Here is a 16080-nt window from a genome sequence, read left to right on the forward strand (position 1 = left end):
GCGCGCCGCGTGCGCCGGGCGGGCCCCCTGCTCAGGACACCATGAGCAGCGCGCCCTCCCGCCATTTCAGGACCTTGTCGAAGCTCACGACCGCGCCACGCCCCGGGCGGTTGCCGAAGTGGACGTGATCGGCGAGCTCCTCGATCAGGCCGAGCCCCCGGCCGCTCTCCGCCATGACCGGCGGCGTTCCCGCCGGGTACCCGCCCGTTGCGCGCGCGGGCGACGGGTGACCCGCCGGGGGATGCCCTGCGGACGGCTGCGGATCCGCCGGAGACCCGGCGGACTGCTGCGCGGCGGTGCGAAGCGGGCGCCGGGCGGGGAACCCGGGCCCCGAGTCGGCGACTTCGATACGGCATTTCTCGCCGTCCAGATAGGCGGTGACCCGGTACTGGCCGGAACCACGTCCGGGCTGCTCGTCACCTGTAGGACCGAGACCGACGAGGTCTCCGGCGTCTCCCAGGTCGCCGCCGTGTTCCACGGCGTTCGCACAGGCTTCGCTGAGCGCGACCGACAGGTCGTAGGAGATGTCCGGATCCACCCCCGCGGTCTCCATGGTGCCGAGCAGAAAACGACGGGCGAGCGGAACGCTCGCAGCTTCGCGCCGCAAATGGAGTGACCACCACATGCTCATGCTCCAGCCTCCTGGCTGCGGCTCGACATACCGATACGTATTGCCGCGCAGAGCACTTCGTAAGCACGGATCGGCTGTGACAGCGCTCATTCGGCGGATGCGAATGTTCCGTATACCGGTGTATGCCCGGCACCACGGACGCCACCGAGCGCTCCTGAACAGGTGCAACACTCCCCGATCACCCCCGATGCGGACAGTTGCCGACCTTCCGGACCTGCCGTACGGGAGCAGGGGACGCAGTGCGATGATGTCCCGGCCATGTCTATGCCTGTCGCACGCGCCGGAGCCGGTCTGCGGCTCCTGAGGACCGCGGTGTTCACCGCGGTCTGCGTCGTGCTGGCCGCGGCAGGACACACGCTGGCCGCCGGCACGGCCGTGCCCGGGTGGACACTCCTCGGCGGATTCCTCGGAGTCTTCGCCGCCGCGGCACTGCTCGCCGGGCGCGAGCGGTCGCTCCCGTCGATCACCGCCGCACTCGCGACCGGACAGATCGCCCTGCACATCGTCTTCGGACTGGGCCGCCACGCGCCCGGCCCCGCGACGGCGTCCGGGGACGACTCACTGATCCGGTTCGCCGCCGGGCTGGTCTGCGGTGCCGGGCCGGCGCAGCTGAGCGCCGGTGAGGCCCATCGCATCGTCACCACCGCGGGCATCGACCCCGCGACCGTGACGCACGGGCACACCCACCTCGCATCCGGCGGCGCGGCAGCCGCGGACGCCGCCGGCGCGGCCGACGCGGGCGCCCTGATGTCGGGCCTCCTGCCGAGTCTGCCCATGTTCCTCGGGCATCTCCTCGCCGCACTCGCCACCGGCTGGCTCCTGCGGCGCGGCGAGGTCGCACTCTTCCGGCTGGCCAGGCTCTCGGCGTACGGCGGCCGGCAACTCGCGGCCGGAGCAAGGCTGCGGGCCCTGCGGGCAGCCATGGCCCTCGTACGCACACTGCGTGCGGGACCTCCGGGGCGCCCCACGTCCGGGCCGCTCCTTCCCCGTACCGCCACGGACGCTCCGGCGCCCGCGACCGGGGACCCTCTGCAGCACATGGTGATCAGGCGCGGGCCTCCACCCGTATACGTACGCGCAGCCTGACGCGACTCCTCGCCGGAACCCTGGTCCGCGGATCCCGGGTCCCCGAATCCCCCTCCCGGATCCCGGATCCCGGACCCCGGGGTAGAGCTGTCGCGATGCCGTCGCGCACCCGCGCGCCGGACCACCTTTTCCTTGTGCCTGTGGAGTGATCTCTGCCATGAACGTTTCACGCATCGCCCTTGCCGGCGGCGTCGCCGCGTCCACTGTCCTGCTGCTCGCCGGTACCGCCTCCGCGCACGTCAGCGTGCAGCCGCAGGGCGAAGCCGCCAAGGGCGGCTACGCCACCATCAACTTCAAGGTCCCCAACGAGCGCGACAACGCCTCCACCACCAAGCTCGAGGTGAACTTCCCGACCGACCACCCGCTGTCCTCCGTCAGCGCGCAGGCACTGCCCGGCTGGAAGATCGAGATCACCAAGAGCAAGCTGGCCAAGCCGCTCGACGTACACGGCAAGAAGATCAACGAGGCCGTTTCCAAGGTGACCTGGACCGCCGACGGCACCGGGATCGCGCCCGGCTACTTCCAGCAGTTCCCGCTCTCGGTCGGGCAGCTCCCCGAGGACGCCGACCAGCTGGTCTTCAAGGCCCTGCAGACGTACAGCAACAAGGAAGTCGTCCGCTGGATCGAGGAGCCCACCGCGGGTGGCGACGAGCCCGAGAGCCCGGCGCCCGTCCTCAAGCTGACCGCTGCCTCGGCCGACGCCCACGGTGCCGCCGCGGACGACAAGAGCAGCGAGGCGGGCGCCGCGAAGGCCAAGGACACCACCGCGTCCTCGAAGACCGCGTCCTCGGCCTCTTCCTCGTCCTCCGACAGCACCGCACGCGTTCTGGGCGTTGTCGGCATCGTCATCGGTATCGCGGGCGTGGCGTTCGGCGTGCTCGCCGGCCGTCGCCGTAGCGCCTGACCCACCGGCCCCACCCGCACCACAGACCAGGAAACAGCTCTCCATGCGCAACAAGAAGACAGTGCTGGCCGCGGCGTTCGCCGCCGTGGCCGCACTGACCCTCTCGGCCTGCGGCAGTGGCGACGCATCGGCGGACAAGTCCGTCGCCGACGTCTCCGTCGAGTCCGACACGAAGGCTGCGACGGTGCTCGACCAGCCGTTCACCAAGCCCGACCTCGTCCTCACCGATACGCACGGCAAGACGTACGACCTCCGTGAGCGGACCAAGGGCAAGCCGACACTCATCTACTTCGGCTACACCAACTGCCCGGACGTCTGCCCGCTGACCATGAGCAACATCGCGCTCGCCAAGAGGGCCCTGCCCGCGGCCGACCGGGACACGCTCCAGGTCGTCTTCGTCACCACGGATCCCGAACGGGACACCCCGGCGTCCCTGGGCAGCTGGCTCAAGGCCCAGGACCCCGCGTTCACCGGTCTCACCGGCGACTTCCCGACCATCCAGGCGGGAGCACGGCAGATCGGCATCGGCATCGACCCGCCGAAGAAGGAGAAGGACGGCACGGTCGTCTCGATGCACGGGGCCCAGGTCATCGCGTTCTCCCCGAAGACCGACAAGGGGTACGTGCTGTACGGCGAGGACACCACGGCCGACGACTACGCCAAGGACCTCCCCAAGATCATCAAGGGGGAGAAGCCGTGAACCACCGCACGGTTCTGGTCGGTGCGCTCGCCCTCACCACGGGCCTGGCACTGACGGGGTGCTCCTCGGACAGCAAGCCCGACCTCAAGGTGACCGGCGCCTTCATGCCGCAGCCCGTCGGCGACATGGCGGCCGGCTTCCTCATCGTGAAGAACAGCGGCGGTACCGACCGGCTCACCTCGGTGAGCAGCTCCCTCTCGGACCACGTCACCATCCACGAGACGAAGAACCAGGTCATGCGGATGGCCTCCTCGTTCGAGGTGCCCGCCGGTGGCGAGCTCGACCTCGAACGCGGTGGCAGCCACATCATGTTCACGGACCTCAAGCAGCGGCCCAAGCAGGGCGAAACGGTCTCCTTGGAACTGCACTTCGAGACGGCCGACCCCATCAAGGTCGACGTTCCCGTGAAGGAGACCACCTACAACCCGAAGAAGCAGTGAGGTACTGACGCCCCATGACAGCCACCGCCCCGCCCTTCGGGCTCTCCCCGATACGACGGCCGCTCGCCGCGGTCGCGCTCCTCGCCGCGCTGATCAGCCTGCTGTTCGGCCTGGTGCTGGCCGGCGCGAGTCCCGCGTCCGCGCACGCCGCCCTCACGGGGAGCAACCCGCAGGACGGGTCGGTGGTCGCCACTGCCCCCAAGGAGGTCACGCTCAGCTTCTCCGAGCAGATCGCCATGGGTGAGGACTCGATCCGGGTCCTCGACCCGAGCGGGAAGCGGGCCGACACCGGTAGCCCCCGTGATCTGCAGAGCGGCACCGTGCAGTACGGGATCACCCTCCACAACGGCCTGCCCGACGGCACCTACACCGTGGCCTGGCAGGCCGTCTCCGCGGACAGCCACCCTGTCTCCGGCGCCTTCACCTTCTCCATCGGCGCCCCGTCGCAGACCACGGTCGCGCTGCCCTCCGACGAAGCCGGCGGCGGGCTCGTCGGAACGCTCTACGGCATCGCGCGCTACGCCGCCTACGCCGGGTTCATCCTCCTCGCCGGCGGCTCCGCCTTCGTGCTCGCCTGCTGGCAGCGCGGCGCGGGAGCCCGGCCGCTGCAGCGTCTCGTCGTGCGCGGCTGGGTCACACTCACCGCGGCCACCCTCGCCATGCTGCTCCTGCGCAGCCCCTACACCGGCTCCGGCAAGCTCGCGGACGCCTTCGACCTCGACGGTCTGCAGGCCGTGCTCGACACCAAACCGGGGGCGGCGCTGGTCTCCCGGCTGCTCCTCCTCGGCGCCTCCGCGCTCTTCGTCGCCGTCCTGTTCGGGGCCTACGCCAAGCGCGAGGACGAGAAGGAGAAGCAGGACCTCACCTTCGGGCTCGCCATCGGCGGAGCGGTCATCGCGGCAGGCATCGCGGGGACGTGGGCCCTGGCCGAGCACGCCTCGACCGGTATCCAGCCGGGCATCGCCATGCCGGTCGACGTGCTGCACCTCCTCGCCGTCGCCGCCTGGCTCGGCGGGCTCACCGCACTGCTGGTCGCCCTGTACAGGACACCGGACATCACGAGCCGCGCGGTACGGCGGTTCTCCCGCATGGCCTTCGGCAGCGTGCTCGTCCTCGCAGCGACCGGGCTCTACCAGTCCTGGCGGCAGCTGGGTTCGTGGTCCGCGCTGACCGACACCCGGTACGGGCAGCTGCTGCTCATCAAGGTGGCCCTGGTTGCCGTACTCGTCGGAGTCGCGTGGATCTCGCGGCGGTGGACGGGGCGGCTGGCCGGGGACGAGGAGCCGGCCGGTGCCGAAGACCCTGCGGCCGAGGCGGGGAGTTCCGAAGCCGACGCCGAGACGGAAGGTCCCGCGGCCGGGGACACCGCGGAGGTGGACCCCGAGCGCGCCGTCCAGCTCACCAGGCAGCGAGCCGCTCTGACAGCGACGAAGGAGAAGCGCGCCCGGGACGCCGATCCGGACCGCTCCGGACTGCGCCGCTCGGTCACGGTGGAGACGGCCATCGCCGTCGTGCTGCTCGCGGTCACGACGATCCTGACGTCCACCGAGCCCGGACGCACAGAGGAGGAGGCCGCCCGCAGCGCATCGGCGGTGGCCGCGCCTCTGACCGGCGGGCAGGTCAACCTGAGCCTGCCGTTCGACACGGGCGGCCAGAACGGCAAGGGGACCGTACGGCTGGACGTCACCCCCGGCGGGACCGGCGCCAACAACGTGCACATCTGGGTCGACGGGCCGGGCGACCGCCCCATGGACGTCCCCGAGGTGAAGCTCGCCTTCACTCTGGAGTCCAAGGACATCGGTCCCCTGCCGGTCGTTCCCGAACGCCTCACCACGGGCCACTGGACGGCCGGCGGTGTGCAGATCCCGATGGCGGGCGACTGGAAGGTCACGGTGACCGTGCGTACGTCGGACATCGACCAGACGACCGTCGACAAGAACGTGAAGATCGGCTGAGCAGGGTGAGCAGGAAAAAGAGCAACAAGACCGAACCGGGCGGCATCGCCGAGGGCGTCGGCATCTCCCGTCGGCGGCTGATCGGCAGCGCGGGAGCGGCCGGAGCGACCGGCCTCGTGCTGGGCGCGGCCGGCGGTGCGGGCGGGTACGCCGCGACGAGCGGCGACGAACCGGCCCCGCTGACCGCCATCGGCTCGACCGAGGCGATGTTTCACGGGAAACATCAACCGGGGATCACCACTCCCCTGCAGGCCCGCGGGCATCTGATCGCCTTCGACCTGGCGCCCGGCGCGGGCCGCAAGGAAGCCGCCGCCCTGATGCGCCGCTGGTCGGCCGTGGCGCAGCTGCTGATGGCCGGCAAGCCGGCCGGGGACGGCACCGGCCACGACACGGGAATCGCCCTGGACGCCGGACCGTCTTCCCTGACGGTCACCTTCGGATTCGGCCGCACCTTCTTCGAACGCACGGGCCTGGTCGACCGTCGGCCGGCCGCCCTGGACCCCCTGCCGCCGTTCTCCTCCGACAACCTCGATGCCAAGCGCTCCAACGGTGACCTCTGGGTGCAGATCGGCGCCGATGACGCGCTCGTCGCCTTCCACGCGCTGCGCGCCCTCCAGAAGGAGGCCGGCGCCACGGCCCGGGTCCGCTGGCAGATGAACGGCTTCAACCGCACCCCTGGAGCGACGGCCCGGCCGATGACCGCCCGCAACCTGATGGGCCAGATCGACGGGACAGGCAACCCGAAGCCTGAGGAGAGCGACTTCGACAAGCGGATCTTCGTCCCGTCGGCAGACGCCGCGGACACCTCGGGTACTTCGGACGGCTCGGCTTCCTCCGCCTCTTCCTACGCATGGATGGCAGGTGGCTCCTACGCCGTCGTACGGCGGATCAGAATGCTCCTGGACGACTGGGAGAAGCTCACCGTCGACCGGCAGGAACGGGTCATCGGGCGGCGCAAAGCGGACGGCGCACCCCTGAGCGGCGGCTCCGAGTCCACCGAGATGGACCTGGACAAGGCAGGCCGGGACGGCAGGCTGCTGATTCCCGACAACGCCCACGCCCGGATCTCCTCCCCCGAGAAGAACGGCGGAGCCGCGATGCTGCGACGCCCGTTCTCGTACCACGACGGCATCGCCGCGGACGGCACTCCGGACGCCGGGCTGCTCTTCGTCTGCTGGCAGGCCGATCCGTTCAGGGGCTTCGTTCCGGTACAGCGCAAACTCGACCGCGGGGACGCCCTCTCACCGTTCATCCGGCACGAGGCCAGCGGTGTCTTCGCCGTTCCGGGTGGCACCGCGCCCGGCGAGTACGTGGGGCAGCGTCTGCTGGAAGGGTGACTTCGCTCGGGCACTCCCGTACGGCCCATTAGGGTGACCGTATGTCAGCCACGCGCTACGCCTATCTCGGCCCTGAAGGCACCTTCACCGAGGTTGCCCTCCGTACCCTTCCGGAAGCCGCCACCCGTGAGCTCGCCCCCATGCTCTCCGTACCGGCGGCACTGGACGCGGTACGCAACGGGGAGGCGGCGGCGGCACTCGTCCCCATCGAGAACTCCGTCGAGGGCGGGATCACCGCGACGCTGGACGAGCTGACCAGCGGCGCACCGCTGATGATCTACCGCGAGGTGCTGCTCTCCATCACCTTCGCGCTGCTGGTGCGCCCCGGGACCAAGCTGTCGGACATCAAGACCGTCACCGCTCACCCGGCCGCACAGCCGCAGGTACGCAACTGGATGGCGGCCCATCTGCCGAACGCGGTGTGGGAGTCGGCCGCCTCGAACGCGGACGGTGCCCGGCTGGTCCAGGAGGGGCGCTACGACGCCGCCTTCGCCGGTGAGTTCGCCGCGTCGACCTACGGGCTGGAACCGCTGGTCACGGAGATCCACGACGCGGAGAACGCGCAGACCCGCTTCGTCCTCGTGGGCAGGCCCGCCAGGCCGTCGGCACCGACCGGGGCGGACAAGACGTCTGTCGTCATCTGGCTCGGCGACGACCACCCGGGCGCCCTGCTCGAACTGCTCCAGGAGTTCGCCGTGCGGGGCGTCAACCTCATGCTGATCCAGTCCCGGCCGACGGGGGAGGGGATCGGGAACTACTGCTTCGCCGTGGACGCGGAAGGCCACATCGCGGACCGCCGGGTCGGGGAGGCCCTGATGGGGCTGAAGCGGATCTGCCCGAAGGTGCGGTTCCTGGGTTCGTACCCGCGAGCCGGAGTGACGCCGGAGGAAGTGCGCGCCCTGCGGCCCGGCACGTCCGACAGGGACTTCACCGAGGCCTCGGACTGGCTCGCCCGCAGCCAGGACGGCCGGGCCTGACCGGCCACGGACGGGGCACGGACCGACAGGGCGGGAACGGGCGGGCGGGTATGGACCCGTCGCACGTTGCCCGCCGGTTCTACTTTCGGATCTGATGCTCGCCACAAAGTTATCCACAGGCTCCCCCGCAACCTGGGGACAAGTCGACAGTGCAACACGACATGGTCGACAAATCACCCCAGCGAGCCCGGATCCCCCACAGGGCCCCAGTCCTGGCCCTGTCAGCCCAATTCCATTGATCAACTCCCCAGAGCGATCAATTCCCACCCGAATGAGTGCGCGAACCAGGTTTCGGAAGGAATCCGTCCACCCTCATGCGGCATTCGGAACGATCTCTTCCGATGTCCACAGATCTTCTTCACAGCCTGTGGATAACTAAATGAACCGGCGCGCCCCTGTGGACAAGACTCGGAGCCACACCCCCTCAACTCCCTCCCGAAGCACCGGCGATGCGTCAGAGCGTGAAGGCACTTGCTCCGCTTTCGGAGCAATCGGACCCCTTTGTTGGCGACATTGACGACATCGATGACATTGGCGACCACCCCCGCAGCCCGCTCCGCGTTTCCTGCCGAATGCCCGTCACCAGCCCCGATGATTCTCCGCCAGGATTACCAATCCCGGCAATTCGGGCAAACTGACACGCTCGTCGATATCGGTTCGAGCTGCGGATCCCCGCACCGGTAGCCTTGGGGGGTGATTGACCTTCGCCTGCTCCGTGAGGACCCCGACCGTGTTCGCGCCTCCCAGCGCGCCCGTGGAGAGGACGTCGCGCTCGTCGACGCCCTGCTCTCCGCCGACGAGCTGCGCAGGTCGTCCGGCGTCCGCTTCGACGAACTCCGTTCCGAGCAGAAGTCGCTCGGGAAGCTGATCCCCAAGGCAACACCCGAGGAGCGCACCGAGCTCCTCAAGAAGGCCGATCAGCTGAAGGCCGAGGTCAGGGCGGCCGACGCCGCGCAGGACGAGGCCGACGCCGAGGCCAAGCGGCTGCTGCTCCTGCTCGGCAACATCGTCCACGAGGACGTGCCGGTGGGCGGCGAGGAGGACTTCGTCGTCCTGGAGACGCACGGCACGATCCGTGACTTCGGTGCGGAGGGCTTCGAGCCCAAGGACCACCTGGAGCTCGGCGAGTCGCTCGGCGCCATCGACATGGAGCGCGGCGCCAAGGTCTCGGGCTCGCGCTTCTACTACCTGACCGGGGTCGGCGCGCTGCTCGAACTCGCTCTGGTCAACGCGGCGATCGCACAGGCCACCGAGGCCGGCTTCATCCCGATGCTGACCCCCGCGCTGGTCCGGCCGCGCGCGATGGAGGGCACCGGCTTCCTCGGCCAGGCCGCGGAGAACGTGTACCACCTGGAGAAGGACGACTTCTACCTGGTCGGCACCTCCGAGGTCCCGCTCGCGGCGTACCACATGGACGAGATCATCGACGCCGACAAGCTGCCCCTGCGGTACGCGGGCTTCTCGCCCTGCTTCCGCCGTGAGGCCGGTACGTACGGCAAGGACACCCGGGGCATCTTCCGCGTCCATCAGTTCGACAAGGTCGAGATGTTCTCGTACGTCGACCCGGAGGACGCCGAAGCCGAGCACCGCAGGCTCCTGGACTGGGAGAAGCAGTGGCTCACCGGCCTCGAGCTGCCCTTCCAGGTGATCGACGTCGCCACCGGCGACCTGGGCGCCTCGGCCTCCCGGAAGTTCGACTGCGAGGCCTGGATCCCGACCCAGGGCAAGTACCGCGAGCTGACCTCCGCGTCGAACTGCAACGGCTTCCAGGCCCGCCGCCTCTCCGTCCGCATGCGCGACGGGAAGAAGGTCCAGCCGCTGGCCACTCTGAACGGCACGCTCTGCGCAGTACCGCGCACGATCGTGGCCATCCTGGAGAACCACCAGCTGGCGGACGGTTCCGTACGGGTTCCGGAGGTGCTCCGTCCGTATCTGGGCGGGCGCGAGGTTCTGGAGCCGGTCTCCAAGTGAGCTTCCCCTACAAGCTCGTCGCCACCGATCTCGACGGCACGCTGCTGCGTGACGACGACACGGTCTCCGAGCGCACACGTGAGGCGCTGGCCGCGGCTACCGCGGCCGGCGCGGCCCACATCATCGTCACCGGACGCGCGGTCCCCTGGACCCGGCACATCCTGGACGACCTGGGCTACGACGGTCTCGCGGTCTGCGGCCAGGGCGCGCAGGTCTACCACGCGGGCGAGCACAAGCTGCTGACCTCCCTGACCCTGGACCGCCAGCTCGCGGGTATCGCCCTGTCCAAGATCGAGGCGGAGGTCGGCCCGCTCGCGCTGGCGGCGAGCCGTGACGGACTCGACGGCGAGGTGCTGGTCGGACCCGGCTACCGGGTACAGGAAGGGCCGCTCCCCGCCCTGTTCGTGGACGACGCGGCCGAGATGTGGACCGCCCCCCTGAACAAGGTCTACATCCAGCACCCTGAACTCGGCGACGACGCCCTGGCCAAGGCCGCGCGCGGCGCCGTCGGCAGCTTGGTGGACATCGTCATGGCCGGCCCGGGTGTCGTGGAGATCCTGCCCCTCGGCCTCAGCAAGGCGACCGGTCTCTCGCTGGCCGCCCGACGGCTGGGGCTGAAGGCCGCGGACACGCTGGCCTTCGGTGACATGCCGAACGACATCCCCATGTTCGGCTGGGCACAGCACGGTGTGGCCATGGCCAACGCGCACGACGATCTCAAGGCAGTGGCGCACGAGATCACGGCGTCGAACGAGCACGACGGCATCGCGGTGGTGCTGGAGGAACTGCTCAGGACGGCTACGCGCCCGTAGGGGTTCTGCGGCGGCGCCGGTTCTGCTGCTCATCGGTGGCGGAGGATGCGCGGATCGAACGCGCGCGGGGGCACGCCCCCGACGACGGCTTAGCAAGCCGCTGCCTTACCACTCGGCCAATCCTCCGGGAGGGTGGCCGCGCGATGCGCAGGGAAAGCCACCCCGGGGGCCCTGGCTCAGCGGTTCACGAGCAGCTGATGCGGTCAGCTACTGCGGTACCGGCTGCGGGCCACCCTGCTGGGAACTCGACGGACTCGGACTCTCGGTCATCGCCGCGCTCCTCTCCCGGTCTTCTTGGGCGCCCTGTTCGCGTGCGCCGTCCCCCTCACTGTGCCCGAGGGCGGCCGCCGGGGGCCACTCGTTTTCCCGCGGCCCCCGGCGGCGCCCTCCCCGGTCCGGACGTCAGCCGCGGCGGCTCAGGTCCTTGAGGTGCCGGGCGAAGTCGTCCATGCGGGCGTCCATGCGGACGATGTCCTGGGAGACATCGGTGAGCCGGAGGCTGATGGCCCCGACGACCTGGTGGGTCACGTCCAGCTTCCGGTCGAGGACATCGAGCCGGTGCGACATCCTGCCCAGTACGGGACCGAGTTCCTGAAGTGCGCTGCCGACGCCCACGAGGCACCCCTCGACACGGGTGACCCGCTGATCGAGCGAGGCGATGGACGCCCGGAGATCCTCCTCGGCGTCGAGCAGATAGGTCCGGACGCAGCGGGCGATGTCGCTGTCGCGAAGAAGCATGGCGACGTTGAGCACGGTCCTGCGGGTGTAGAGGCGCAGCTGAGTGGCGGCCTGTGGATAACTTTCCGGCACCTCCCCCTCCCATAGCGACAGCATGTCGCCATGGAAGGAGCGCAGGTCATCGCCCCGTAGAACTCTCATGCCGTTGTCGGCCAGCTCCTGCTGATGCCGGTCGGTCAGCCTTCTGACCGAGGCTGTGGATACTTCGAAGTATCGAGCCACGTCGTCTGTGCGAACGTGAATCCCGTCAGGGAGCATGACAAGGCTCTTGACCTTGTCGAGGGCGTCGACGCGCCCCATCTGCTCCACACGCAGAGCGTGCGATTCGAGCAGGGCTACTTCCGTGGGCATGGGCATGCCTTTCGTGCGTGGAAACGGCGATGGACGGCCCTGTCCCCGGGCTGCGAGGGCGGAGGACGCTCACGGTTGCCACTCACTCGATGACCGGTGTCGCGGGGCACAGCCCCACCGATGCCGGCATTCCCCGATTTCACGAAAGCTCGACGCCACAGATTCCAGTTGCCTCCACGCACCCGGGTCAACGAGCCGATAACCGTACAGTTACGCGCCCCACTGTCCGCTCATAGGACAACCCCCGCCCATCGGGCGGGGGTTGCACGGCACAGCAGACGGGTGGGAGCGGTCTCACTCCTCGCCGGCGAGCTTCAGCGCCCGCAGCTTCTGGCCCGCGTACCACGTGGCCACGATCGTGACGCCCGCCAGCAGAACCGTTGCCAGCGGCAGGCCGACATCCGAGGTCACCAGGCCGTCCCCGGCGACCTTCTCGGCGACCGAGAGGGACCACTGCTGCACGCTGAGCGTCCTGGCCCCCGGCACCAGGCTGCCGAAGAGGGCTTCCCAGACCAGCGCGTACACCAGGCCGAAGACCACCGCATGCCTGCTGACCGTGCCGAGGAGCAGGAACAGCGCGCTGTAGGCGATCGAGGCGACCAGCGCCGCGATCGTGTACGCCACGGCGATCTGCCCGCCGTTGCCGTTGAGGATCATGCCCGCGACGAAGGTCGGCAGCGCGGAGAAGAGCATCGTCACGGCGATGGCGACGATCAGCTTGGTGAAGATGATCGTGGGCCGCTTCACCGGCTTGGCCAGCAGATAGACGATCGAACCGTCGTCGATCTCCGGTCCGATGGCTCCGGTCCCCGCGATGACGCCGATCAGCGGCACCATCGTGGCGATGGCGAAACCACCGAGCACACCGGAGGCGACGTCGTCATCGGCCCCGGCGAACGCCCGTACCGCCACGGCGATGGCCACCAGCAGTACGGGCAGGATGAACAGGATGGCGGCCCGGCGCCGGCCGAGCAGGGCCCGGTAGGTGAGCCGGGCGACTGTGGGGTCGTACATGACGCTTCACAGCTCCTTTCAGGCCACTACTCAGGCCGCTACGAGATAGGAAAAGACCGATTCGAGGGACTCGTCGGACGGCGAAACGGTCAGCAGCCGGATGCCCTGTTCGCGTGCCACCTTCGGCAGCAGCGTGGTGAAGCGCCCGAAGTCGACGGCCTGGATACGCAGGGCCTGCTCGCTCAGGTCGATCTCGATCCCTGCGGTCGAAGGGTCGGCGATGAGCGCGGCAGCCAGTGCCCGGTCGTCGCTGGACCGCACGAGATAGCGGTGCGGCCGGTCCGTCATCAGCCGGCGGATCTTCCGGAAGTCACCCGACGCGGCATGCCGCCCCGCCACGATGACCTCGATGTGCGAGGCGAGCTGCTCGACCTCCTCGAGGATGTGGGACGAGAAGAGGACCGTGCGCCCCTCCGCCCCCATCCGCCGCAGCAGCTCCATCAGTTGCATGCGCTGACGCGGGTCCATGCCGTTGAACGGCTCGTCGAGGAGCAGCACCGAGGGCTCGTGGACCAGGGCGGACGCCATCTTCACGCGCTGGCGCATGCCCTTGCTGTACGTCGAGATCTTGCGGTCCTGCGCGTACTCCATCTCGACCGTGGCCAGCGCCTTGCGAGCCTCCGCGTCGCCGAGGCCGTGCAGCTCGGAGTTGGCGACGACGAACTCCCGGCCGGTCAGGAAGTCGTACATGCCTTCCCGCTCCGGGACGATACCGATCGCCTTGTAGACCGCCTCGTTTCGCCAGATGGTCTTGCCGTCGAGCGTGACCTTGCCCGTCGACGGAGCGAGGAACCCGGCCATCATGTTGATCAGCGTGGACTTGCCGGCGCCGTTGGGGCCCAACAGCCCGGTGACACCGGGCCCCACGGTCATGCTCACGTCGTTGACGGCGACCACGTTCCCGAACCAGCGCGACGTGTGGTCGATCTCGATGGTGGTCACAGCCCGACCCTCCGGTAGCGGCGCATCAGTACGGCGTACGAGCCGGCGACGAGCGCGAGTACAACGAGCAGATAGGCCACCCCGGCACCGGCGCCCGGGCCCACTCCGCCGGGGAAGTTGGTGGTGGCACCCAGGTACGCGGTCTGCACCCCGTCGATCAGCGTGATCGGGGAGAAGAGGCCCAGCCAGGTGATGGCTCCCATGGAGTCCGTCGACCAGGCGATCGCCTGGACCGTGGAGACCGCGCCGTAGGTGATGGTCAGTACGGCGATCACAGCGGCGACACCGAACCCGCGGCGCGGCGTCAGGGCGGCCACCACCAGTCCGATGCCGGCGAACAGCACGGACAGCAGCGCCACCGAGACCAGACCCTGCCCGAACCCGGCGGTCTGGTCGGCGAAGTCGAACTTCGCGAGCAGTGCGCCCACGTAGAGGATGACGAGCGGCAGGCCGGTGAGGATGAGGAGGGCCGAAGCCATGGCCGCGAACTTGGCGACCACGTAGTCGACGCGCTCGATCGGCCGCGAGAAGTACAGCGGAACACTCTTGAAGCGAAGGTCCCTCGACACGGACTGCGGTGCCTGCGAGGCGATGAAGAGACCGATCACCGCCTGCAGGTAGATCGCGAACGCCGTGTACTTGATGGGAAGTTTCGTCATGTTCGGCGTGGCGATGGCGACCGCGACGATGATCAGCGCCACCAGGCACATCACCCCGCACAGCAGCATCGGCAGCACCTTGGACTTGGCCGAACGTCCCAGTCCGAAGGAGCCCCGCAGGGACTGGGAGTAGAGCGAACGGCGGGCGTAGGCCCGGCCCAGTCGGACACCGTCGTAGGAGCGGTACCCGATGTTGTGGATCCGGGAGGTGTCGTTCCCGGTCACGGTCCCGGTCTCAGTGCTCATCACGACCACTCCCCTTCTGCTGTACGGCTCCGGCGGTCGCGGGTACGGCCTGCGGTGCCTCTTCGGTACGGAAGACCTCGGCGATGTGGTGCCGGCGCTGTTCCATCCGGATGAGGCCGAGTCCGAGTCCGGCGACGCTGTCGCGGACCAGGTCGTACGTCTCCTCGCCCGTCGCCTCGACCAGGAGGATGTGGCCCGCGCCGGGCAGCCCCTCCGAGTCGAGACCGTCCAGGCCGATGAGTTTGACCCCGGCTCCGGTGAGGCTCCGGCGCAGGGCGTCGGTGCCGTCCGGGTGGTCGTCGCTGTCGGTGACTTCGACCGCCAGGGTCGTCGTGATCTGGGTGAAGTCGCTGGTGGAGCTCGAACGCAGCAGAGCCCCGCCGTCGATGACGACGACGTGGTCGCAGGTGCGCTCGAGCTCACCCAGGAGGTGCGAGGTGACCAGCACCGAGATGCCGAAGTCGGTGTGGACGCGGCGGATCAGACCGAGCATCTCGTCACGGCCGACGGGGTCCAGACCGTTGGTCGGCTCGTCGAGGAGGACCAGCTGGGGGTCGTGGACCAGCGCCTGTGCCAGCTTCACCCGCTGCTTCATGCCGGTCGAGTAGCCGCCGATGGGGCGGTAGCGCTCCTCGTACAGACCGACGTGGCGCAGCGTGTCGGCGGTGCGCTCGCGCGCTGCCGTCGGCGGCAGTCCGGACATCCGCGCCATGTGTACGACGAACTCGGTCGCCGAGACATCAGGGGGCAGGCAGTCGTGCTCGGGCATGTACCCGACCCGTTCCCGGATCGCGGCGCCACTGGTGGCGACGTCGAGCCCGAGCACCGCGGCCCGGCCCTCGGTGGCGGGGGACAGACCCAGCAGGATCTTGATCAATGTGGACTTGCCGGCTCCGTTGGCGCCCACCAGGCCGGTTACACCCGGTCCGATGTCCAAGGAGAGCCGGTCAAGAGCGGTCACCCGGGGGAACCGCTTGCTCAGGCTTTCGGTCGCGATCACAGTCACGTCTTCGAAGGTAGTGGCGCGCACCACAGGAGTCGTCAGACCTGACGGTGGTATCCGCGTCCGACTCCAGGCGTACGGACCCGTAGGGGGGACCCCACAAGGAAGGAGCCGGGAGCCGCGCACCCGCCCAAGCCCGGACACACTGCCCCGGCGCCTGCCCGGGCCGCCCTCACACCGTGCCCGCCCCGTACGGCGTCCGCGTCGGCGCCGAGTTGTCCACATACCGTTGTCCACAGGCCCGGCGCACCCCTTGACGCAGCCGCCAGGGATTGTCACATTCATCAGTGTCACGTTACGGGCACGTACCGCGA

General features: G+C 69.3%; 15 protein-coding genes and 1 tRNA gene. 9 read left to right on the top strand and 7 right to left on the bottom strand.

The window, feature by feature from the left end:
- Positions 1–31 precede the first annotated feature (31 nt).
- Positions 32–631, bottom strand: coding sequence for an ATP-binding protein (locus ACFQ6X_RS02320; protein ID WP_383174614.1), 600 nt, complete (start codon positions 629–631; stop codon positions 32–34).
- A gap of 258 nt (positions 632–889) precedes the next feature.
- On the opposite strand from ACFQ6X_RS02320, the gene ACFQ6X_RS02325 reads away from it, so the two are divergent.
- The 9 genes from ACFQ6X_RS02325 (at position 890) to ACFQ6X_RS02365 (ending at position 10813) form a co-directional block, all read left to right on the top strand.
- Positions 890–1717 carry a hypothetical protein gene (locus ACFQ6X_RS02325; RefSeq protein ID WP_383174617.1) on the top strand — a complete coding sequence of 276 codons (828 nt, stop codon included), beginning with the start codon at positions 890–892 and terminating at the stop codon, positions 1715–1717.
- Between the two features lie 157 nt (positions 1718–1874).
- The gene (locus ACFQ6X_RS02330; protein ID WP_383174620.1) at positions 1875–2621 is read left to right on the top strand and encodes a YcnI family protein; all 747 of its coding nucleotides are present in this window, start codon (positions 1875–1877) and stop codon (positions 2619–2621) included.
- A 43-nt stretch (positions 2622–2664) separates the two neighbouring features.
- Positions 2665–3321 (top strand): SCO family protein, encoded by a 657-nt coding sequence (locus ACFQ6X_RS02335; protein ID WP_383174623.1) that lies wholly within the window; start codon positions 2665–2667, stop codon positions 3319–3321.
- Positions 3318–3761, top strand: a complete 444-nt coding sequence (locus ACFQ6X_RS02340) for a copper chaperone PCu(A)C (RefSeq protein ID WP_383174626.1) — start codon at positions 3318–3320, stop codon at positions 3759–3761. The genes ACFQ6X_RS02335 and ACFQ6X_RS02340 overlap by 4 nt, the downstream gene beginning before the upstream one ends.
- A 14-nt stretch (positions 3762–3775) precedes the next feature.
- The gene (locus tag ACFQ6X_RS02345; protein WP_383174629.1) at positions 3776–5716 is read left to right on the top strand and encodes a copper resistance CopC/CopD family protein; all 1941 of its coding nucleotides are present in this window, start codon (positions 3776–3778) and stop codon (positions 5714–5716) included.
- A 5-nt stretch (positions 5717–5721) separates the two neighbouring features.
- A complete protein-coding gene (gene efeB / locus ACFQ6X_RS02350; protein ID WP_383174632.1) occupies positions 5722–7053 on the top strand; it encodes an iron uptake transporter deferrochelatase/peroxidase subunit in 1332 nt (443 codons plus the stop codon).
- Positions 7054–7094: 41 nt separating this feature from the next.
- On the top strand, positions 7095–8030 hold the full coding sequence (gene pheA / locus ACFQ6X_RS02355; protein WP_329208984.1) for a prephenate dehydratase: 936 nt from the start codon (positions 7095–7097) through the stop codon (positions 8028–8030).
- Between the two features lie 693 nt (positions 8031–8723).
- Entirely contained in the window at positions 8724–10001 is a 1278-nt protein-coding gene (gene serS / locus ACFQ6X_RS02360; RefSeq protein WP_383174636.1) for a serine--tRNA ligase, read from the top strand.
- Positions 9998–10813 carry an HAD family hydrolase gene (locus tag ACFQ6X_RS02365; RefSeq protein ID WP_383174639.1) on the top strand — a complete coding sequence of 272 codons (816 nt, stop codon included), beginning with the start codon at positions 9998–10000 and terminating at the stop codon, positions 10811–10813. The genes serS and ACFQ6X_RS02365 overlap by 4 nt, the downstream gene beginning before the upstream one ends.
- Positions 10814–10849: 36 nt before the next feature.
- On the opposite strand, the gene ACFQ6X_RS02370 is transcribed toward ACFQ6X_RS02365, so the two are convergent.
- The 6 genes from ACFQ6X_RS02370 to ACFQ6X_RS02395 form a co-directional block, all read right to left on the bottom strand.
- Positions 10850–10939, bottom strand: a tRNA-Ser gene (locus tag ACFQ6X_RS02370).
- A gap of 276 nt (positions 10940–11215) precedes the next feature.
- Positions 11216–11902: a hypothetical protein gene (locus tag ACFQ6X_RS02375; protein ID WP_383174642.1), complete on the bottom strand. Its 687-nt coding sequence runs from the start codon at positions 11900–11902 to the stop codon at positions 11216–11218.
- A gap of 294 nt (positions 11903–12196) precedes the next feature.
- Positions 12197–12916 (bottom strand): ABC transporter permease, encoded by a 720-nt coding sequence (locus tag ACFQ6X_RS02380; RefSeq protein ID WP_383174645.1) that lies wholly within the window; start codon positions 12914–12916, stop codon positions 12197–12199.
- Positions 12917–12946: 30 nt separating this feature from the next.
- The gene (locus tag ACFQ6X_RS02385; protein WP_383174648.1) at positions 12947–13858 is read right to left on the bottom strand and encodes an ABC transporter ATP-binding protein; all 912 of its coding nucleotides are present in this window, start codon (positions 13856–13858) and stop codon (positions 12947–12949) included.
- Positions 13855–14763 (bottom strand): ABC transporter permease, encoded by a 909-nt coding sequence (locus tag ACFQ6X_RS02390; protein WP_383174651.1) that lies wholly within the window; start codon positions 14761–14763, stop codon positions 13855–13857. The genes ACFQ6X_RS02385 and ACFQ6X_RS02390 overlap by 4 nt, the downstream gene beginning before the upstream one ends.
- Entirely contained in the window at positions 14753–15763 is a 1011-nt protein-coding gene (locus tag ACFQ6X_RS02395) for an ABC transporter ATP-binding protein (protein ID WP_383175373.1), read from the bottom strand. The genes ACFQ6X_RS02390 and ACFQ6X_RS02395 overlap by 11 nt, the downstream gene beginning before the upstream one ends.
- Positions 15764–16080: the final 317 nt, after the last annotated feature.

The sequence above is a fragment of the Streptomyces sp. NPDC056452 genome (genome assembly GCF_042796085.1).
Taxonomy (GTDB): domain Bacteria; phylum Actinomycetota; class Actinomycetes; order Streptomycetales; family Streptomycetaceae; genus Streptomyces.